Annotated in this window: 11 protein-coding genes and 2 tRNA genes; 8 read left to right on the top strand and 5 right to left on the bottom strand. The window is 69.7% G+C overall.

Annotation, left to right across the window (positions count from 1 at the left end; translation table 11 throughout):
• Positions 1 to 18: 18 nt before the first annotated feature.
• The gene (locus tag FJM51_RS03135) at positions 19 to 1983 is read right to left on the bottom strand and encodes an acyltransferase family protein (RefSeq protein WP_140452656.1); all 1965 of its coding nucleotides are present in this window, start codon (positions 1981 to 1983) and stop codon (positions 19 to 21) included.
• A 112-nt stretch (positions 1984 to 2095) separates the two neighbouring features.
• Positions 2096 to 3529, bottom strand: coding sequence for an NAD-dependent succinate-semialdehyde dehydrogenase (locus FJM51_RS03130; protein ID WP_140452655.1), 1434 nt, complete (start codon positions 3527 to 3529; stop codon positions 2096 to 2098).
• A gap of 221 nt (positions 3530 to 3750) precedes the next feature.
• Between FJM51_RS03130 and metH the strand changes: the two genes are divergently transcribed.
• The 3 genes from metH (at position 3751) to aqpZ (ending at position 10203) form a co-directional block, all read left to right on the top strand.
• Positions 3751 to 7509: a methionine synthase gene (metH, locus tag FJM51_RS03125; protein ID WP_140452654.1), complete on the top strand. Its 3759-nt coding sequence runs from the start codon at positions 3751 to 3753 to the stop codon at positions 7507 to 7509.
• Between the two features lie 175 nt (positions 7510 to 7684).
• Positions 7685 to 9352, top strand: coding sequence for a putative bifunctional diguanylate cyclase/phosphodiesterase (locus FJM51_RS03120; protein WP_140452653.1), 1668 nt, complete (start codon positions 7685 to 7687; stop codon positions 9350 to 9352).
• Between the two features lie 164 nt (positions 9353 to 9516).
• Entirely contained in the window at positions 9517 to 10203 is a 687-nt protein-coding gene (aqpZ, locus tag FJM51_RS03115) for an aquaporin Z (protein WP_140452652.1), read from the top strand.
• Positions 10204 to 10282: 79 nt separating this feature from the next.
• Here aqpZ and FJM51_RS03110 read toward each other — a convergent pair whose 3' ends face one another.
• Complete coding sequence (locus FJM51_RS03110) at positions 10283 to 13717, bottom strand: type 2 periplasmic-binding domain-containing protein (RefSeq protein ID WP_140452651.1); 3435 nt, start codon at positions 13715 to 13717, stop codon at positions 10283 to 10285.
• A gap of 341 nt (positions 13718 to 14058) precedes the next feature.
• On the opposite strand from FJM51_RS03110, the gene mazG reads away from it, so the two are divergent.
• The 5 genes from mazG (at position 14059) to FJM51_RS03085 (ending at position 16957) form a co-directional block, all read left to right on the top strand.
• Positions 14059 to 14901: a nucleoside triphosphate pyrophosphohydrolase gene (gene mazG, locus FJM51_RS03105; RefSeq protein WP_140452650.1), complete on the top strand. Its 843-nt coding sequence runs from the start codon at positions 14059 to 14061 to the stop codon at positions 14899 to 14901.
• 122 nt (positions 14902 to 15023) lie between these two features.
• Positions 15024 to 15656 (top strand): DedA family protein, encoded by a 633-nt coding sequence (locus FJM51_RS03100; RefSeq protein WP_140452649.1) that lies wholly within the window; start codon positions 15024 to 15026, stop codon positions 15654 to 15656.
• A 107-nt stretch (positions 15657 to 15763) separates the two neighbouring features.
• Complete coding sequence (locus FJM51_RS03095) at positions 15764 to 16453, top strand: fumarylacetoacetate hydrolase family protein (protein ID WP_140452648.1); 690 nt, start codon at positions 15764 to 15766, stop codon at positions 16451 to 16453.
• A gap of 146 nt (positions 16454 to 16599) precedes the next feature.
• Positions 16600 to 16674, top strand: a tRNA-Gly gene (locus FJM51_RS03090).
• Positions 16675 to 16882: 208 nt separating this feature from the next.
• Positions 16883 to 16957 (top strand) — tRNA-Gly (locus tag FJM51_RS03085).
• A gap of 90 nt (positions 16958 to 17047) precedes the next feature.
• On the opposite strand, the gene rhaI is transcribed toward FJM51_RS03085, so the two are convergent.
• Together rhaI and FJM51_RS03075 are read right to left on the bottom strand one after the other, a co-directional pair.
• Positions 17048 to 18325 (bottom strand): L-rhamnose catabolism isomerase, encoded by a 1278-nt coding sequence (gene rhaI, locus FJM51_RS03080; RefSeq protein ID WP_140452647.1) that lies wholly within the window; start codon positions 18323 to 18325, stop codon positions 17048 to 17050.
• 10 nt (positions 18326 to 18335) lie between these two features.
• Positions 18336 to 20438, bottom strand: coding sequence for a bifunctional rhamnulose-1-phosphate aldolase/short-chain dehydrogenase (locus FJM51_RS03075; protein WP_140452646.1), 2103 nt, complete (start codon positions 20436 to 20438; stop codon positions 18336 to 18338).
• Positions 20439 to 20579 lie beyond the last annotated feature (141 nt).

Below are 20579 nucleotides of genomic sequence, written 5' to 3'. Positions count from 1 at the left end.
GTTGCGCGGACGGCGGTTTCAGCGGGAAGCCGCCGGATCCGCCGGTTGGAGATAGGGCGCGAGCAGCGGGCTCCGGTAGAGCACCGCGCCGACCGCCTTCGCGCCGGCCTCCGTCAGATGGTCGCCGTCGTGGCTGATGAGCGCGCCCTCCGGCGTGAAGAGCGCGCAGCTTCCGTCGGGGCAGAGCATCGCCTCGAGATCGACGAAACGCTCCGGGCCGAAGGCGCGCGCGAGCGCGGGCGTGCCGGCGGTCTGGAACGCGGTCGGCTCCACCCGGACGGCGGCGCGCCCGGCCGCGTCCCGGCCGACATAGCCCGGCAGCAGCACGTCGCCGAACCCCTTCGCGCCGACGACGATGACCTTCGTCGCGGGGGGCAGGCCGAGGTTCGCGACGCTGCCCTCCAGCCGCTCGGCCGCCCAGGGGGTCCAGCGGGTGACGAAGACGACCACGTCCGCCGCGCGCGCCGCCTCCTCGAACATGTCGGCGCGGCGGTAGTAGCGGCAGCGGCGCCGCGAGGTCGGCTCGACGAAGCGGTCGACGTTCTCGCGGCCGAAATAGGTCTGGCAGACCGTCGGAATGTAGCGCGTCGCGACCGCCCAGCCCCGGAAGGCGCCGTTCTCGACCGACATGTTCCAGAAGTCCTGCGAGAAGCTGTCGCCGATGATGAAGAGCCTCGGCTGGCCCGGCGCGGCGCCGGAGAAGTCGTTCGGCAGCGCGTTGTAGCGGTGGCGGACGTATTCGCCCCGGTCCTCGAAGGAGACGTCGAGCTGGGCGTCCTCGGGGGCGAGCGGATGGAGCCGCGCCGCCTCCCGCGCGACGAGCTGACCGAGGGCGGCCGTGGCGACGAGGGCGAGCGCCGCGAGGCCGAGCAGCCGCGTCCGGCTCATCCGCGCGCGCCGCGCCGGCTGTTCCACGAAGCGCCAGCTGAGCACGGCGAGGAGCGCGGAGAGGAGGCCGAGCGCGCCCATGAGCCAGGGCGAGGGTTCGGCGATGACCGAGCGGGCGAAGGCGAAGAGCGGCTGGTGCCAGAGGTAGAGGCTGAAGCTGACGAGGCCGATCCCGACGAGCGGGCGCGAGGCGAGGAAGGCCCGGGCCGGCGTGCCCTCGGTCGCGAAGGCGATGACGAGCGCGGCGCCGAGGCAGGGGATGAGCGAGAGCCAGGAGGGCATCGGCGCGTCGGCCGGGATGAGGAGCACCGCGCCGAGGATGAGCGCCACGCCGAGGAGCGCGAGCGGACCGTTCGCCGCCGAGCGCGGGAGCTCCCGCTCGCGCAGGACGAGCGCGAGGATCGAGCCGATTCCGAGTTCGAATGCGCGGGTCGGGAAGATGAAGAAGGCGACGCCCGGCCAGCGCTGGACGATCAGCGAGGCGCCGATCACGCTGAGCAGGCTCGCCGCGCCGAAGAGCGCCAGCATGATCCGCTGGCGCGCGCCGAGCCGCCAGACGAGCCACATGAGCGGCGGCACGAAGAGGTAGTACTGCTCCTCCACCGCGAGGCTCCACATGTGCAGGAGCGGCATCAGGTCGGCGCGCGGCGCGAAATAGTCGACGTGATCGAGGAAGAAGTGGTTGGCGTAGAAGAGCATCGTCGCCGTGATGCTCCGCCCGAAATCGTGGAGCGCCGAGGGAAGCAGGAAGACGGCGGCGAGCGGCACGCAGGCCAGCACCACGAAGATCATCGCCGGCAGGATGCGCCGCGCCCGCCGCTCGTAGAAGCCGAGGATCGAGAAGCGATCCTGGGCGATGTCGCGCATCACGAGCGAGGTGATGAGATAGCCGGAGATGACGAAGAACACGTCGACGCCGACGAAGCCGCCGGAGAAGGCGGAATAGCCGGCGTGGAAGAGCACGACCGGCAGGATCGCGAGGGCGCGCAGCCCGTCGATCTCGGGGCGGTAGCGGAAGGCGACGCCGGGGCGCGCCCGGGCGCGCTCATGGCCGGTCTCGGGAATGGCCGTTCCGGCCGAGAGGGCGTCGCTCATCGGGGGGTACTCACCTGAACCTTGGAAAGCGTCACGGGCGCGGAGGATACCGCGCGGTTCTCCGGGGCGGAAGGGCCGGCTTCCGCCCCGGAGACGGGGGTGGTCCCCCGGATCAGAAACCCGCCTGGGTGACGAGCTTGGTGTTGAGATAGGCTTCCATCGCCTCGGTCCCGCCCTCCGAACCGTAGCCCGAGTCCTTGATGCCGCCGAACGGGATCTCGGGGAGCGCGAGACCGAGGTGGTTGATCGTGACCATGCCGCTCTCGATGCCCGAGCCGAGCCGGGTCGCGGTGGCGGCGGAGCCGGTGAAGGCGTAGCTCGCGAGGCCGTAGGGCAGCCGGTTCGCCTCGGTGAGCGCGGCCTCGATGTCCTTGAACGGCGCGATCATCGCGAAGGGGCCGAAGGGCTCCTCGTTCATCGCGCGCGCGTTCATCGGCACGTCGGTCAGCACGGTCGGCTCGAAGAAATAGCCCTTGTTGCCGATCCGCCGGCCGCCGGTTCTGAGTTGGGCGCCCTTCTCGGTCGCATCCGCCACCAGCGCCTCCATCGCCGCGACCCGGCGGTCGTTGGCGAGCGGACCCATGGTCGTGCCCTCGGCGAGGCCGTCGCCGACCTTCACCCCGGCGGCCGCGGCCGTGAAGCGGTCGACGAATTCCTCGTAGACGCCTTCCTGCACGAGGAAGCGGGTCGGGGAGACGCAGACCTGGCCCGCGTTGCGGAACTTCGACATGGCGAGCAGCGAACTCGCCCGCGCGACATCGGCGTCCTCGAAGACGATGGCGGGCGCGTGGCCGCCGAGTTCCATCGTCGCGCGCTTCATGTGCTCGCCCGCCAGCGCCGCGAGCTTCTTGCCCACGGGCGTCGAGCCGGTGAAGGAGATCTTGCGGATCACCGGATGCGGGATCAGGTAGGAGGAGATCTCCGCCGGATCGCCGTAGACGAGGCCGATCACACCCGCCGGAACGCCGGCCTCCTCGAAGGCGCGGATGAGCTCGGCGGGCGAGGCCGGGGTTTCCTCCGGCGCCTTCACGATGATCGAGCAGCCGGCGGCGAGCGCGCCGGAGAGCTTGCGCACCACCTGGTTCAGCGGGAAGTTCCACGGCGTGAAGGCGGCGCAGGGGCCGACCGGCTCCTTCACGACGAGTTGATAGACGCCCTCGCGCCGCGCGGGCACGACCCGGCCATAGGCGCGGCGCGCCTCCTCGGCGAACCAGTCGATCGTGTCGGCGGCGCCGAGCGTCTCGCCCTTCGATTCGGCGAAGGGCTTGCCCTGTTCCAGCGTCATCAGCCGCGCGACGTCCTCGGCGCGGGAGCGCAGGATCTCGGCGGCGCGGCGCATGATCGTGTAGCGGTCGAAGGCGGAGACCGCCCGCCAGGTCTCGAACCCCCGCTCGGCGGCGGCGAGCGCCTGGTCGAGATCCTCGATCCCGGCATGGGCGACCTTGCCGATCACTTCCCCGGTCGCCGGATTCACCACCTCGATGACGCGGCCCGAAAGGCTCGGCCGCCATTCGCCGCCGATGAAAAGCTGCGTGTCCTGATACATCGTCCCGTCTCTCTCGTGCCGGCCGGCCCCCCGCGGGGCGGCCGCTGTCAGACCCCGCGCGCACCCTGTCAAACCGGGCGCGCCGGTGCAAGGCGCCGGCCGCGGGATCGGCGGGTGCCCCCTTAACGCCGGGCGCGGGAAGCGGTAGAGTCCCGCGCCCGCCGGAAGTCGGGCCACTGATTCATTGTGGGGTTCCTCCCACCTGCTCGCAGGACAGACCGATGACCTCTCCCGACACGAAGAAACCCGTCCGCTCGCCCGTGTTCGACCGGCTCGCCGCCCTGACGCGCGAGCGCATCCTGATCCTCGACGGCGCGATGGGCACGCAGATCCAGAGCCTCGGCTTCGGCGAGGAGGATTTCACCGGCCATGGCGCCTGCGCCTGCCACGGCCATCCGCAGCAGGGCAACAACGACCTGCTGATCCTGACCCAGCCCGAGGCGATCGAGGAGATCCACTACCGCTACGCGAAGGCGGGCGCGGACATCGTCGAGACCAATACCTTTTCCTCCACCGCGATCGCCCAGGCCGACTACGGGATGCAGGATCGGGTCTACGACCTGAACTTCCACGGCGCGCGGCTGGCGCGCGCGGGGCTCGACCGGGCGACGGCGGAGGACGGCCGGCCGCGCTTCGTCGCGGGCGCGCTGGGGCCGACGAACCGCACCGCCTCGATCAGCCCGGACGTGAACAACCCCGGCTATCGCGCGGTGAGCTTCGACGACCTGCGCCTCGCCTATGCCGAGCAGCTGCGCGGGCTGATCGACGGCGGCGCCGACGTGATCCTGATCGAGACGATCTTCGACACGCTGAACGCCAAGGCCGCGATCTTCGCCTGCGAGGAGATCTTCGTCGAGAAGGGCGTCCGGCTGCCGGTGATGATCTCCGGCACGATCACCGACCGCTCGGGCCGCACGCTCTCGGGCCAGACGCCGACCGCCTTCTGGCATTCGGTGCGCCACGCGGACCCGTTCACCATCGGGCTGAACTGCGCGCTCGGCGCGGCGGAGATGCGCGCGCATCTCGACGAGATCTCGGGCGTGGCGGACACCTTCGTCTGCGCCTATCCCAACGCCGGCCTGCCGAACGAATTCGGCCAGTACGACGAGAGCCCGGAATACATGGCGGCCCAGGTCGCGGAATTCGCGGCCGAGGGGCTCGTGAACATCGTCGGCGGCTGCTGCGGCACCAGCCCCGACCATATCCGCGCGATCGCGGAGGCGGTGTCGAAATACCCGCCGCGCGTGCCGCCGGAGCATAGGGCGCTGATGCGGCTCTCGGGGCTGGAGCCCTTCGTCAAGACGCCGGAAATCCCGTTCGTCAACGTGGGCGAGCGCACGAACGTCACGGGTTCCGCGAAGTTCCGCAAGCTCATCACCGCGGGCGACTTCGCCGCCGCGCTCGTCGTCGCGCGTGACCAGGTCGAGAACGGCGCGCAGGTGATCGACGTCAACATGGACGAGGGGCTCATCGACTCGAAACAGGCGATGATCGAGTTCCTGAACCTGATCGCCTCCGAACCCGACATCGCCCGCGTGCCGCTGATGATCGACTCCTCGAAATGGGAGGTGATCGAGGCGGGCCTGAAATGCGTCCAGGGCAAGCCGATCGTCAATTCGATCTCGCTGAAGGAAGGCGAGGAAGCCTTCGTCCGGCAGGCCCGGCTCTGCCGCGCCTATGGCGCCGCCGTGGTGGTGATGGCCTTCGACGAGACGGGCCAGGCGGATACGAAGGCCCGAAAGGTCGAGATCTGCGCCCGAGCCTACCGGATCCTGACCGAAGAGGTGGGCTTCCCGCCCGAGGACATCATCTTCGACCCGAACATCTTCGCGGTGGCGACCGGGATCGAGGAGCACGACAATTACGGCGTCGACTTCATCGAGGCGGCGCGCGAGATCACGGCCACCCTGCCCCATGTCCATATCTCGGGCGGCGTCTCCAATCTTTCCTTCTCCTTCCGCGGCAACGAGCCGGTCAGGGAGGCGATGCACGCGGTCTTCCTCTACCATGCGATCCACGCCGGCATGGACATGGGGATCGTGAACGCGGGCCAGCTTGGCGTCTATGACCAGATCGACGCGGAACTGCGCGAGGCCTGCGAGGACGTGGTGCTGAACCGCGCGCCGAAGGGCGAGGGCACGGCGACCGAGCGGCTGCTGGCGGTGGCCGAGCGGTTCCGGGGCGCGGGCGGCGGCGCCGCGAAGGAGAAGGATCTCGCCTGGCGCGAATGGCCGGTCGAGAAGCGGCTCGAACACGCGCTCGTCAACGGCATCACCGAGTTCATCGAGGCCGATACCGAGGAGGCGCGCCAGTCCGCCGAGCGGCCACTCCACGTGATCGAGGGGCCGCTGATGGCGGGGATGAACGTCGTCGGCGACCTCTTCGGCGCGGGCAAGATGTTCCTGCCGCAGGTGGTGAAATCGGCCCGCGTGATGAAGCAGGCGGTCGCGGTGCTGCTCCCCTACATGGAGGAGGAGAAGCTCGCGAACGGCGGGGCCGAGCGCCAGAGCGCCGGCAGGATCCTGATGGCGACGGTGAAGGGCGATGTGCACGACATCGGCAAGAACATCGTCGGCGTCGTGCTCGCCTGCAACAATTACGAGATCATCGATCTCGGCGTGATGGTGCCGGCGGCGCGGATCCTCGAGACGGCGAAGGCCGAGAATGTCGACATCATCGGCCTCTCGGGCCTCATCACCCCCTCGCTCGACGAGATGGCGCATGTCGCGGCCGAGATGGAGCGCGAGGGCTTCGACATTCCGCTGCTGATCGGGGGTGCTACGACGAGCCGGGTGCACACCGCGGTGAAGATCCACCCCCGCTACGAGCGGGGCCAGGCGGTCTATGTGACCGATGCGAGCCGCGCGGTGGGCGTGGTCTCGAACCTGCTCTCGCCCGAGCATCGCCCCGGCTATGTCGCGGGGGTGCGGGGCGAATATGCGAAGGTCGCGGAGAACCACGCGCGCGCCGAGCTCGAGAAGAAGCGCCTGCCGCTGGAACGCGCCCGGGCCAACGCGTTCCGGGCGAATTTCGAGGGCTACGCGCCGAAGGCGCCGAGCTTCCTCGGCACGCGGGTCTTCGAGAGCTGGGATCTCGCGGAACTGGCGCGCTATTTCGACTGGACGCCGTTCTTCCAGACCTGGGAGATGAAGGGACGCTTCCCGGCGATCCTGGACGACCCGGCGCAGGGCGAGGCGGCGCGGCAGCTCTACGACGACGCGAAGGCTATGCTGGCCCGCATCATCGGGGAGAAGTGGTTCGCGCCGAAGGCGGTGGTGGGCTTCTGGCCCGCGAACGCGGTCGGCGACGACATCCGGCTCTTCACCGGCGAGGACCGGGAGAAGGAACTCGCCACCTTCTTCACGCTGCGCCAGCAGCGGGCGAAGCGCGAGGGGCCGAACGTGGCGCTCGCCGATTTCATGGCGCCCGAGGGCACGCCCGACTATCTCGGCGGCTTCGTCGTCACGGCCGGAATCGAGGAAGTCGCGATCGCGGAGCGGTTCGAGCGGGCGAACGACGACTATTCCTCGATCCTCGTGAAGGCGCTCGCGGACCGTTTCGCCGAGGCCTTCGCCGAGCGGCTGCACGAATACGTGCGCCGCGAGCTCTGGGGCTACGCCGCCGACGAGGGCTTCACGCCGGAGGAGCTGATCGCCGAGCCCTACAAGGGCATCCGCCCCGCGCCCGGCTATCCGGCGCAGCCAGACCATACCGAGAAGGCGACGCTCTTCCGCCTGCTCGACGCGACGGCGGCGACGGGGGTGGAGCTGACCGAGAGCTTCGCCATGTGGCCCGGCTCCTCGGTCTCGGGCCTCTATCTCTCGCATCCCGACAGCTACTATTTCGGCGTCGCGAATGTGGAGCGGGACCAGGTGGAGGATTACGCGCGGCGCAAGGGGATGGACGTGGCCGAGGTCGAGCGCTGGCTCGGCCCGATCCTGAACTACATCCCCGGTCCCCGGGTCGAGGCGGCGGAGTAGCGCCGCCGCGCCCGCGCCGCTCGGCGCCGGCCCGGCCGCCGGGAGCCGCGCGGGAGAAAACCGGGCGGCCGGCCACGGTTCCGTCTGGTCAGCCTCTTCACCATTGTGCTACCTGAGGTTGAATTCTCGCGTCAGGCCGCGCCGGCATGGCCGCGTGGAGGGAGGCAGCGGAGCGATGGCGAACCCACCCGACCCGAGGATGCTCACCGCGCTGTTCCGGATGCTCGAGCCGCGGCTTCGGCTCCCGGGGCTCGGGCTGCTGCGCCAGCGGGGCGGCCGGGCCGAGCTCGTCCAGGCGACCCCGGCGCTGTCCCGGCTCTGGCCCTCCCCCGGCCCGGTCGCGGCGCCGCCCGCGACGGGCGGCGCGGTCGAGCCGGCGCGCTATGGCCTGCCGCCCGGCTTCGCCGCGCTCTGGCCGCTGGCGCCCCCTTTCGCGCTGATCGCCCATGACGGCCGCGCGCGCCGCCTCACCCCCGCGCTCGGCGCCGCGCTCGACGACGCGGCGCTGCTGCTCGAACCCCTGCTCGGGGCGGCCGCGCCCTGCCCCGCGCCGCCGTCGGCCCCGCCCGGGCATGGCCCGTGCCGGCGCGCGATCCTGCCCCGCGCCGCCGCCCACCGGGTGATCGAGGCCGCGCTCGGCGCCGCTCGCGCGGCGGAGGCGCCGGCGCCCGTGCTCCTGATGATCGGCCTCGACCGCTTCCGCTTCGTCAACGAGGCGCTCGGCCTCGCCGCCGGCGACGCGCTGCTCGCGGTCGTCGCCGCCCGGCTCGAACGCGCGCTCGGGCCGGACGACCGGCTGTCGCGGCTCGAAGGCGACCGTTTCCTCGTCCTCGCGCGGCGCGACGCCCGGACCGCCGACCGGCTCGCCGCCCGCCTTCTCGAGGTGATCCGCCAGCCGATCGCCTTCGCCGGGCGCCGCCTGGAATTGCGCGCGAGCATCGGCGTGATCGCCCCCGGCGGGGCCGTCATTCCGGCGCCCACCCTGCTCCTGCGCGCGGACAGCGCGATGCGGCGCGCCAAGATCGAGGGCCGGGGCCGGATCGCGGTCCACGAACCGGCGCTCGACGAGGCGACGCTCGAGGCGAGCCAGCTCGAGCTCGATCTCGCGAGCGCGCCGGTCACCGGCCAGATGCGCCTCGACTACCAGCCCTTCGTCGACCTTCGCGACGGCGCGTTGGCCGGGGCGGAGGCGCTGATGCGCTGGCGCCACCCGGTCCGGGGCGACATCGGTCCCGCCACCTTCATCCCACTCGCCGAGTCGACCGGGCTGATCCTGCCGCTCGGCCTCTGGGCGCTGCGCTCCGCCTGCCGCGCCGCGCTCCGCTGGCCCCCGGACGCCCTGCTCGCGGTCAACATCTCGGCGCTCCAGTTCCACCAGCGCGGCTTCATCACCGAGGTCGGGCGGACCCTCGCCGAGACCGGCTTTCCCGCCGAACGGCTGGAGCTCGAGATCACCGAGACGGCGCTGATGCGCGACGATCCCGAGACGCATGGCCAGCTCGACGCGCTGATCGCGAGCGGGATCCGCATCGCGCTCGACGATTTCGGCACCGGCTATTCCGCGCTCGCCTATCTCGCCCGGCTGCCGCACCACCGGATCAAGCTCGACAAGAGCTTCGTCGGCGACCTCGCCAATCCCGCGACCGCCGAACTCATCCGCGCGATCATCGCCCAGGCGCGGGCGAATGGCGTCGCCGTGACCGCCGAGGGGGTCGAGCGGCCCGAGCAGGTGGAGCAGGTCCGCGCGATGGGCTTCACCCATGCCCAGGGCTATGCGACCGGCCTGCCCGGACCCGAGCCCTTCCCGGAGCCGACGCGCCTCTCCCGGCAGCGACCATTTTAGCAGTTGGATCGGCCGCCGGTCCGGGAGTAGGAATACCCGCGTCACGCGTAGACCGGGACCAACATCCGGGCGGGACGCAAAAAGGCCGCGCTGCTTGCGCGACATGCGATCATCCTTGGCGCGTCCTCGCGAGGGAAGGCGCCATCAGCGAGGGACAGACTCACATGATGAAGAAACTGGCCGCGGAGCTGGTCGGTACGTTCTGGCTTGTTCTGGGCGGCTGCGGCAGCGCGGTGCTCGCCGCCGGCTTCCCCGAACTCGGCATCGGCTTTCTCGGCGTCGCGCTCGCCTTCGGCCTGACGGTCGTGACCGGCGCCTATGCCTTCGGCCCGATCTCGGGCGGACATTTCAACCCGGCGGTCTCGCTCGGCCTCGCCATCGGCGGCCGGTTCGAGTGGAGCGAGCTCGTGCCCTACTGGATCGCGCAGGTGATCGGCGGCTTCCTCGCCGCGCTGATCCTCTACGTGATCGCCTCGGGCCAGCCGGAATGGGTACCCGGCGGCTTCGCCTCGAACGGCTACGGCGCCAATTCGCCCGGCGGCTACGGCCTCGTCTCGGGCTTCGTGACCGAGACGGTGCTGACGGCCGTGTTCGTCATCGTGATCCTCGGCGCCACCGCGCCGAAGGCGGCGGCGGGCTTCGGCGGCCTCGCGATCGGGCTCACGCTGACGCTGATCCACCTCGTCTCGATCCCGGTCACGAACACCTCGGTCAACCCGGCGCGCTCGACCGCTGTCGCCTTCTTCGCCGAGACGGGCGCGGTGTCGCAGCTCTGGCTCTTCTGGGTCGCGCCGCTGATCGGCGCCGCGATCGGCGCCATCCTCTGGAAGGCGCTGCTCGCCGACGAGTGAGCCGCCTCGGGCGCGCGGCCTCGCGCCGCGCCCCTTTCGGCGCGGCGACCGCGGAGCGCGAGGGGGCGCCCGCGGCCGCTCAGTCGGCCGGGCCCGGCCTGGCCTCCGGTATGGGAACCGAACGGCTCGTCGTCGTCTCCTCCTGCTCGACCGCGTTCAGCAGGAAGAGATAGGCCAGTACCGTCGACATGGTCTTGCCCGGAAAATAGGTCGCGAAGGACGCCTGCGCGTCGGTCCGTCGGGAGAAGAAATCGTAGACCCCGCGCTGGATGACATCCGCGAGTTCGGGATCCTTCCTGAAGAGCAGCGCGTAGGGTTCGTAGGTCAGGATATCGGCTCCGTCGGTGTTCTCGACCGGGCAGTCGCCGTTGAGAATGTTCCAGGATCGGAGCTTGCCCACGATGATGTCCCGGTCCCCCATGTAGACAAGGTTCGTATCCGCGTTGAAACGGGGAGAACACAGCCACGAGATGGCATCGTTGTGGCTTCTCAGTGGACAGAATCGGTAATATATCCGTTCAAATCTCGTCGCGCCGTAGTTGTCGACGACACCGCAGTCCGGATCGTAGCCCAGCGAGAGGAATTCGCTCCTCAACTGCTCGAAACAGGCATCGGAGACGCATCGATCCCCGGAGGTGAGCTCGTCTCGTATGCTCTGCCAGACATGAACGCCTTTCCAGAGGTCGAAGAGCTCGTCCGACCGACGCTTGCCGACCGCCGCCTCAAGATCCACGCGCAGCGCGCTCGACCGCGTCCTCAGCGTATCGTCCCGCCCGCCCGGATCCGCCTCGAAGTTGTCCGCGAGCTTCCTCAGGATCTCCACGCATTGGCTCGACCCGTCGCCCGGACACGCCGACGCGGCGTCGGTGGCGCCGAGTTGCGTCTTCGCCCATCTCAGTTGCAGATCGGCGGCCAGGGCGAGGCCGCTGGCGAGCGCATCGAGATCGTCGTCTCCCCCCGCGTTTCCGCGCGCGTAGACGTAGCGGGCGATCGACCAGCTTGTCGCGCAGATGATCGGCAGGGTGTCGCGCTTCTTCGGCGGAACGATCGCGAACAGATCCACGTCGCAGGCGCGCCGGGCCACCTTGTCCGAGGTCGAGCCCTCGACATAGGCGATCTGCACGCGTGCGCCGGCGGCCCGCTGGAGGACGCGCAGGTAAGAGACGCCGGAGGCGAAGACGATCGGCGAGTAGAGACCCACCCGTTCCGGATCCGAGTAACGCATCGTGACGGGATCGCAGAGCACGTCGATCTTGTCCGGGTCGTTCTCGTGCTTCCGAAGCCTTTCGAAGCGATCCTCGGCCGTGACCGCGGTCTCGGTGACGATGAAGCCGGGTCCCGAGAAGATCCGGTGACACAGGTCGGCCACGAAGCCGGAATAGCGGAATCCGTCGCTGTCGTCCTTGTTGTTGTCACTCTTGAAGGAGAAGGGCTCCGCGTCCGTCCTGAAACCGAGCGTGACGCGCATCGGCTCCTTCGGAGGCTCGCGGCCCGGCGCGGGTGACACCGCCGGCGTTCCGGTGGTCTGGGAGAGCGCCGGCATGGCCGAGAAGGCGAGCGGGGCCAGGACCAGCAGGAGCGCCGTCGTGGCGGCGGAGGCGGGCCGGAGCGAGGCCTGCGCGGTCCTTCGCAGCTGACGCCGCGTCCTCCGCTCCGGATTGCCGAGGAAGACCGTCGTCAGGAACGTCAGCAGAGGATAGACGACGAAATCGAGGCCGCCATAGTTTGCGAAGCAGCCTTCCTGCTGCCAGAAGTCGAACAGGAACCAGCCCTTCGCGGCGCAGGCCTGGAAGCCGTACCAGAGGCCAAGCTGAAGATACTGGGCGGCGAAGACGAAGCCCGCGCCGACAAGGCCGAGGAACATGCCGCGCTTCCATCGCCGTCGCGCCCGGGCGTCGGCGCCGGCCAGCGCGCTCCAGACGGCGGGCGCGGAAATGATGAGCATGCTCGGATAGAACAGCAGGAAGGGCACGGTGCCTTTCAGCAGCAGATCCCGGAACCGCGCCTCGTTGATGGATTGCAGGAAGGCCCACAAGGGCGCGAGCGCGAGCAGCCCGATGAAGGCGGCGACGAGGCCCACCATGATCGCCGCCGTCTGCTCGCGCAGCACCTGCGTCGAATCGTAGCCGCGCCCGAGGTCGTAGATCCACCGGTCCTCGTCGATCAGGTACTGGCGCACCGAGAAGGCCGCCATGATCGGAAGCCAGAGGATGAGCGTGAGCCGCAGCGTCTCCAGGGCCGCCGACGTCAGTATGGTGACCGGCGCGTCGATCGAGGAGGCCGGAGCGAAGGCGGGATGCCATCCCCGCCACACGAAGACGGCGTAGACCGGAAAGAGGCAGAGGATCGCCAGCCCCAGCGCCAGTTCCGGTCCCGCGGTGACGGGGCTCGGTTCGGAGGCCAGGAGCAGGCCGTCGAGCGCCGCGTCCCTGATTTCGGACGCGCCGCGTTCGGTGGCGACCGCGCCGTCCTTCTCGATCTGGATCGGATCGCGTTCGACGAAGACGGCGAGGATGGCCGCCAGTTCGCCGCGAAGCCTTCGCATCTGCTTCAGCTTCGGGCTGAAGGCGGGGATCACGGGCGGGGATCCTCCGCTCCGCGCTTCGCGGAGATTCCGCTCGAACTCGTTGAGAAAGACCTCGGTCTCCTCCAGCACGCGGTTCTCGAGCGAGCGCACGGCCTCCGACACCTCGATCCCCGGCCAGGCGCCGCGCGCGCCCCGCGCCCAGAAGACGAGCGATTCGAGCTGCGTGTGCAGGGCGATGAACTCGTCGCGCCGATCCGCCCGGCCGAGCGCGGCGTCCATCCAGGTGCCGGACAGCCGCGTCCGCAGAAGCTCGCGCTTGTCCGCCAGCAGCTTTCGCAGCGCCCGGTTCTTCTTCCAGGCGTCCCGGTCGATCTTCCTCTTCCGCCCGGTCCTCTCCGCCGGCTCCTCGCTCGACGCGTGATCGAGGGCCGCGACGATCTTGCGCGCGGTCTTCTGGATCCGCGTCGGGATGCCGACCGCGCGATAGGCGCGCTCCCTCAGCCAGTCCTCCGCGATCCGGACGGGCGGGAGCAGCGGCCCCATTCCCGCGAGACCGAAGGCCACGGTGAGCGGCCAGGCGGGCTGGTCGAAGCGGATCTGGTTGAGATCGACGTCGATCCCCGCGACGGGCAGCTGTTTTGTCAGGCTGAAGATCAGCTTTCCGAAAAAGGTCAGGCCGAGATAGATGATGAGGATCACCGAGGCGTAGATCATGTAGGCCTTGCGCAGCGCGCTGGAACCGCCGAGGTCCTGCGCCTCGATCTCGGTCAGGACGAGGAAATTCTCGTCGGGTCCGCCGTTGCGCTGCTGCTCCATGAACCTCTGGCGCGCGAAGATCAGAAGGAACACGGCTCCGAGGCCCGCGGCGAGAAGGAAGCCGTTCGCGAACACGAGCCCCATCATCGGAACTTCCGGCACGGTCTTGAGCTCGAGCGTCTGGTAGGTCCAGAGAGAGGTGGGCACGTTGTCCGGCCAGACATCCGCCATCACAACATCCTCATGAAAAGACATGCGATATCGTGCCCGGCGCGGCGCGCCGCTCCGGTTCGGATCGCGGTCAGGCTCGGATGGTCAGCAGCTCTGGATGTTCGGGTTGCAGGCGCTGCCGGCCCGGACCTGGGATCCCCCAGGCAGCGTGACGAGCGAAAAGGCGGAAGCTAGCAGTATCAATACGGCGAGGCGCATGGCAGTGACCTCCGGTATAATGTTGTAAGAATATCACGCGGATCGCGACGGAACAACCGCCCACTCGCGCCGCGGCCGTGTCCCGCGCGCCACGGCGTCCCGCCCCCTTCCCCCCGGCGCCCCGCTCCGCTAGCTTCCGCGCCATGCCCGAGGATATCCGCACCCCGCCCGCCGACGACGCGCTCTTCCACGATCCGGAGGGCGGCGTGCCCCGGCTCGTCGCGATCATGGCGCGGCTCCGCCATGCCGAGCTCGGCTGTCCCTGGGATCTCGAGCAGGATTTCGCGACCATCGCCCCCTATACGATCGAGGAGGCCTACGAGGTCGCGGAGGCGATCGCCGAGGACGACATGCCGGCGCTGCGCGACGAGCTCGGCGATCTGCTGTTCCAGTCGGTCTATCACGCGCGCCTGGCCGAGGAGCGCGGCGCCTTCGATTTCGCCGATGTGGTGCGCGCGATCTCCGACAAGATGATCCGCCGGCACCCGCATGTCTTCGGCGCGGAGAGCCGGGAGAAATCGACCGAGCAGCAGACGCGGGACTGGGAGAAGATCAAGGCCGCCGAGCGCGCGGACAGGCCGGAGACGCGGAGCGCGCTCGACGGGGTGGCCGCCGGGCTGCCCGCGCTCACCCGGGCGGTGAAGCTGCAGAACCGCGCCGCGCGGGTCGGCTTCGACTGGCCCGATACCGGCGGGGTGATCGACAAGATCGTCGAGGAGGCGGGGGAGCTGCGCGAGGCGCGCGACGCGGGCGAGGAAGCCGCGCGGCTGGCCGAGGAATACGGCGATCTCCTCTTTGTGATGGCCAATCTCGGGCGCCATCTCGGGGTCGATCCCGAAGCCGCGCTGCGCGCCGCGAATGCCAAATTCACCCGCCGTTTCCATGCGATCGAGGCCGCATTGGCCGCGAAGGGGCGCTCGACGGCCGAAAGCGACCTCGCGGAGATGGACGCGCTCTGGAGCGAGGCGAAGGCGCGGGGCCTCTGAGGGGCCGCGCGGCTTCGCCGCGGCTGCGAAGGCGCCTGTTCACCCCGGCCCGGCGGTGCTAGAGAGGCCTCCGGGCAGCGCGGGATCGGCCCGCGGCCACGGCACAGGGACGCGCCATCCGCATGGAGCAATGGATCAACGACATCGTCGGGGCCTTCGGCTATCTCGGCATCTTCCTCCTGATGATGGCCGAGAACCTGTTCCCGCCGATCCCCTCCGAGGTCATCATGCCGATCGCGGGGATCTCGGTCGGCTCGGGCCAGATGAGCCTGTCGCTGGTCCTGATCTCGGCGCTCGCGGGGACGCTGCTCGGCAACCTGCCCTGGTATTTCATCGCCCGCGCGGTCGGACGCGAGCGGTTCATGGAACTCGTCGCGCGCTGGGGCAAGTACGTCGCGCTCAAGGTGAGCGACGTCGAGGCGGCGATCGCCTGGTTCGACCGGCACGGCGGCAAGGCGGTGCTGCTCGGGCGGATGGCGCCCGGCGTGCGCACGCTGATCTCGGTACCGGCGGGGCTGGCGGAAATGCCCCTCACGCGCTTCCTGATCCTCTCGGCGGTGGGCTCGGTCATCTGGATCGGCTTCCTGATCGGCGTCGGCATGTTCCTGCGCGCGAACTGGCACCTCGTCGCGGCGGTGATCGATCCGCTGGGCAAGCTCCTCCTCGTGCTCGCGGTGGCCGGCGCCATCGGCTGGATCGCCTGGCGCCGCTGGCGCGAGCGCGGCTCGGCGCGCGACGAGGCGGACGCCGACTGACGCGCGCCGTCCCGGGGGCGAAAGCGGCCCGCCCGGCCCACGCCCCCGCTTGACGCGCCCCGTTCCGCCGGGACCAATGGCGGCTCCCTTCCCGCCGGAGTCCGTCGATGACCGAATACGCCTTTCCCCCCGCGCCCCGTCCCGCCCTGCCGATCATGGGGTCCGATCTCATGTTCCCGGTCCGCCGGGTCTATTGCGTCGGCCGGAACTATGCCGAGCATGCGCGGGAGATGGGCCATGATCCGGACCGGGAGCCGCCATTCTTCTTCCAGAAGAATCCCGACAATCTGGTGACCGGGGGGATCTTTCCCTATCCGCCCCTGAGCGCGGACGTGCACCACGAGATCGAACTCGTCGTGGCGCTCGGCGCGGGCGGCCGCGACATTCCCGCGGAGGAGGCCGAGGAGAAGATCTTCGGCTACGCGGTCGGGCTCGACATGACGCGGCGCGACCTGCAGTCGCTCGCCAAGAAGGCCGGCCGCCCCTGGGAGGTCGCGAAGGCCTTCGAGGCCTCCGCCCCCTGCGGCCCGATCGTGCCCCGCGGCGCGCTCGGCGCGCCGCTCTCGACCGGGCCGGTGACGCTCGCCGTCAATGGCGAGACGCGGCAGAGAGGCGATCTCGCCGACATGGTCTGGTCGATCCCGGAGACGATCTCGAAACTGTCCGAGCTCTTCGAACTCGCGCCGGGCGACCTGCTGCTCACCGGCACGCCGGCCGGTGTCTCCGCGATCCACCGCGGCGACCGGCTGAGCGGCCGGATCGCCTCGCTGCCGCCGCTGGAGGTGGAGGTGCGATAAGGATCGCGCCGGGAGGCCGACAGGATTCCGGGCGCGATTCCAGCGGGTTGCCGCGCCCGGAAAAAAATCTCGCGCGAAGTGGAAAAAACGCCGGAGGCCCCCTTGTGCTCGTCGCGCGGGACTGTGTATATCCCCCTCCACAGGACGCGGGTGTAGCTCAGGGGTAGAGCACAACCTTGCCAAGGTTGGGGTCGAGGGTTCGAATCCCTTCGCCCGCTCCAGTAAACTCCGGCGGATGCCGGACCGATCCCAGGGCGCCATCCGGCGCCCTGATCCGTTTCAGGCCCATCCCTTCGCCCGGACCCGCCCGGAGCCGGCGCTTCGCGTGGTTCGGCGCGGTGTCACGCCGGAGCGCCGATTTCGGCGCCGCCGCCTTCAAACGCCTCTTGTGCTCGCCGCGCGGGACTGTATATACCGCCGCCACAGGACGCGGGTGTAGCTCAGGGGTAGAGCACAACCTTGCCAAGGTTGGGGTCGAGGGTTCGAATCCCTTCGCCCGCTCCAGTAAACTCCGGCGGATGCCGGACCGATCCCAGGGCGCCATCCGGCGCCCGGATCCGTTTCAGGCCCACCCGTTTTCGAGGGCCACCCGGATCAGACGATCCCGCCGCCTCCGCCGGTGACCGCCGGCCGCTCCCCCGCGACCCTCGCGCGATAGCCGGACCGGCGATAGGCCAGGACAGGATCGAGCGCGGCGCCCTTCCCAAGCCGGGCCATCGCGAGGATCGGCTCCACATCGGTGCGGAACGCCTGCCTGAGCGTCGTGGTCGCCATCAGCGCGTCGTTCGCCTCCTGGAAGCCTTCGAGGGCTCCCCGGTCGACGAGAAGCGCCTGGACATGGGCGCGCTGGATCTCCATCGCGCTCGTCATCAGGCTCTCGATCGGATCGGTCACGTTGTGCGACTGGTCGATCATGTGCGCCGGGTGGAAATCCGGGCCGGCGTGCCGTTCCGCGTCGACGAGTTCGTTGAAGACGAGGAAGAGCCGGTAGGGATCGACCGACCCGGCGTCGAGATCGTCGTCGCCGTATTTGGAATCGTTGAAATGGAAGCCGCCGAGCTTGCCGAACTGGATCAGCCGGGCGACGATCATCTCGATGTTCACGTTCGGCGCGTGGTGGCCGAGATCGACGAGGCAGAGGGCGCGTTCGCCCAATTCCCTAGCGATCAGGTAGTTCGTCCCCCAGTCCTGCACCACGGTCGAATAGAAGGCGGGCTCGTACATCTTGTGCTCGGTGAGGAGCCGCCAGTCATCGGGCAGATCGCGGTAGATCTCGCGCATGGCATCGAGATAACGCTCGAAGGCCCGCGTGAGATTCGACTGGCCGGGGAAGTTCGAGCCGTCGCCGACCCAGACGGTGAGCGCCTTCGAGCCGAGCGCCTGGCCGAGCGCGATGCATTCGAGATTGTGCGCCACCGCCTGGGCGCGCACGCCCGGATCGGTATGGCTGAGCGAGCCGAACTTGTAGCTGAGCTTCTGGCCCGGCGCGTCGGAGAAGGTGTTCGAGTTCATCGCGTCGAAGCCGAGGCCGAGGTCGCCGGCCTTCTGGCGCAGCGCCGCGGGATCGGCCTTGTCCCAAGGGATGTGCAGCGAGACGCGCGGCGTGGCGCCGGTCAGCCGGTGGATCACCGCGCAATCCTCGAGCTTGTCGAAGATGTCGCGCGGCTCGCCCGGACCGGGGAAGCGCGCGAAGCGGGTGCCGCCGGTGCCCACCCCCCAGGAGGGCACGGCGACGGCGAAGGCCGCGGCCTTGTCGCGGATCGCGTCGATCGCGACGCCCCGGCGGGCGAGGCGCTCGCCGAGCGCGTCGTAGTCGCGGCGAAGCTCGGCTTCCTCGACCGAGGTCGCGGCGGGGGCTTCCAGAACGCTCATGGCTTCCCCCTCAGCGCGTGAAGGCCTGGACGTTGCCGGCGTCCACGTTGACGATGTTGCCGGTCGACTTGGCGCTGGCCTCGGAGGCGAAGAAATAGGCGGCCTCGGCGATGTCCCCGGGCAGGACGGAGCGTTTCAGGAGCGAGCGCTGGCGGTACATCTCCTCCAGCCCCTCCTTGTCGGTCCTGTAGGTCGCCGCGCGCTGGTCGAGCCATTCGCCCTCCCAGATCTTCGAGCCCCGGAGCACCGCGTCGGGATTGACCACGTTGACGCGGATTCCGTCCGGCGCGCCTTCCAGCGCGAGGCAGCGCGCGAGATGCAGTTCCGAGGCCTTGGCCGTGCAATAGGCCGAGGCGCCGGGCGACGCGGCGAGGCCGTTCTTCGAGCCGATGAAGACGATGGAGCCGCCGATGCCCTGCGCGCGCAACACCCTGAACGCCTCGCGGGAGACGAGGAAATAGCCGGTCGAGAGGATCGCCATGTTGCGGTTCCAGAGCTCGAGCGTCGTCTCCTCCACCGGCGCCGAGGAGGCGATGCCGGCGTTCGAGACGAGGATGTCGAGCCCGCCGAATTCGACCGCGAGCTCCGCATGGGCCGCCGCGACCGCCTCCTCGGAGGTCACGTTCATCTCGACCGTCCGCACGACGTCGGCGCCGTGGCGCGCCGCGAAGGCCGCCGCCGTCTCGCCAAGCGCCGCCTTGTCGATATCGGCGAGCATGACGCAGGCGCCCTCGGCGAGGAAGCGTTCCGCCGTCGCCGCGCCGATCCCGCCCGCGCCGCCGGTGATGAGCGCGATCCGGCCCGCGAGGCTCTTCGGCCTCGGCATCCGCTGGAGCTTCGCTTCCTCGAGCAGCCAGTATTCGATGTCGAACGCCTCCTGCTCCGGCAGCCCCCGGTATTCCGAGATCGCGGAGGCGCCGCGCATCACGTTGATCGCGTTGACATAGAATTCCCCGGAGATCCGGGCCGTCGCCTTGTCCTTCGCGAAGGTGATCATGCCGACGCCCGGCACGAGATAGACGACCGCGTTCGGATCGCGCAGGCCCGGGCTGTCGGGCCGCCTGCGGCGTTCGTAATAGGCCGCGTAATCGGCGCGGTAGGCCTCCACCGCCGCCGGGAGCCCCGCGAGCGTCGCCTCGAGGTCGGGCGCGGCGGGATCGAAATCGACCACCAGCGGCCGGATCTTGGTCCTGAGGAAATGGTCCGGGCAGCTGGTGCCGAGCGCCGCGAGCGCGCGCATGTCCGTCGCGGTGACGAATTCGAGCACCGCGTCCTGATCGTCGAAATGCCCGACCATCCGGGTTTCCGTCGAGACGAGGCCCCGGATCACCGGCATGAGCCGCGCCGCGATCCGCCGCCGCTCCGCGGCCGGCGCCGCGGTCGTCGCCGGGCCGCCGAAGGCCGGCACGCCGGCGGTCCGCTCCCCGAGCCATTCGATCGCGCGGTTGATCACCGCGATCGTCGTCGCGTAGCAACCGCGCGCATCGTCGCCCCAGGTGAAGAGCCCGTGGCTCTCGAGCACGACGCCCTTCGCCTCCGGATTCTCGGCGCAGAACTTCGAGAGCCAGAGCCCGAGCTCGTAGCCCGGCCGCTTCCAGGGCAGCCAGCCGATCTCGTCCCCGAAGATCTCCCTGGTCAGCGCCCGCGAATCCTTCGAGGCGGCGATGGCGATGATCGCATCGGCGTGCATGTGATCGACATGCCTGCGCGGCACATAGGCGTGCAGCGGCGTGTCGATGGAGGCCGCGCGCGGATTGAGGTCGAAGGTGCAATGCGGCAGGTAGCCCACCATCTCGTCCTCGAATTCGACGCCGCGATAGATGCCGCGCAGCGCCTCGAGCTTCTCCATGTAGAGCGTCGCGAAACCGTCGAGCTTCATCGTGCCGACGTCCCCGCCCGAACCCTTGACCCAGAGCACCTCGACCGTCTCGCCGGTCAGCGGATCCGTCTCCATCACCTTGGCCGAGGTGTTGCCGCCGCCGTAATTGGTGATCCGCTTGTCCGCGCCGAGCAGGTTCGAGCGGTAGAGCAGCAGTTCCGGCTCGCTCATCCCCGCCGCCTTCGCCGCGTCCCACTGGTCCAAGAGCAGCCGAGGGGTCTTTTCGTCCAGCATGCGATCCTCCCAATTCCTGGCGTGGCCGCTTTCCGGCCCTTCGCGCGGCCTTCCGGCCCGGACTGGCCGCGAATTTCGCGCACGCTCCGATCATTGTCAATCATGTTGCGTCGCAATATGATTGATCTTGCACGCATTCGA

The sequence above is a fragment of the Amaricoccus solimangrovi genome (assembly GCF_006385685.1).
GTDB lineage: Bacteria > Pseudomonadota > Alphaproteobacteria > Rhodobacterales > Rhodobacteraceae > Amaricoccus > Amaricoccus solimangrovi.
The sequence above is the reverse complement of the archived record's forward strand: the minus strand, read 5'-3'. Positions and strand labels throughout refer to the sequence as shown.

Excerpts from the sequence above, each read along its gene's own strand:
- FJM51_RS03100 (WP_140452649.1), top strand. The coding sequence starts at position 15,024 with ATGGAGCAATGGATCAACGACATCGTCGGGGCCTTCGGCTATCTCGGC.
- FJM51_RS03135 (WP_140452656.1), bottom strand. The coding sequence starts at position 1,983 with ATGAGCGACGCCCTCTCGGCCGGAACGGCCATTCCCGAGACCGGCCAT.
- FJM51_RS03095 (WP_140452648.1), top strand. The coding sequence starts at position 15,764 with ATGACCGAATACGCCTTTCCCCCCGCGCCCCGTCCCGCCCTGCCGATC.
- rhaI (WP_140452647.1), bottom strand. The coding sequence starts at position 18,325 with ATGAGCGTTCTGGAAGCCCCCGCCGCGACCTCGGTCGAGGAAGCCGAG.
- mazG (WP_140452650.1), top strand. The coding sequence starts at position 14,059 with ATGCCCGAGGATATCCGCACCCCGCCCGCCGACGACGCGCTCTTCCAC.
- FJM51_RS03075 (WP_140452646.1), bottom strand. The coding sequence starts at position 20,438 with ATGCTGGACGAAAAGACCCCTCGGCTGCTCTTGGACCAGTGGGACGCG.
- metH (WP_140452654.1), top strand. The coding sequence starts at position 3,751 with ATGACCTCTCCCGACACGAAGAAACCCGTCCGCTCGCCCGTGTTCGAC.
- FJM51_RS03120 (WP_140452653.1), top strand. The coding sequence starts at position 7,685 with ATGGCGAACCCACCCGACCCGAGGATGCTCACCGCGCTGTTCCGGATG.
- FJM51_RS03130 (WP_140452655.1), bottom strand. The coding sequence starts at position 3,529 with ATGTATCAGGACACGCAGCTTTTCATCGGCGGCGAATGGCGGCCGAGC.
- aqpZ (WP_140452652.1), top strand. The coding sequence starts at position 9,517 with ATGATGAAGAAACTGGCCGCGGAGCTGGTCGGTACGTTCTGGCTTGTT.
- FJM51_RS03110 (WP_140452651.1), bottom strand. The coding sequence starts at position 13,717 with ATGGCGGATGTCTGGCCGGACAACGTGCCCACCTCTCTCTGGACCTAC.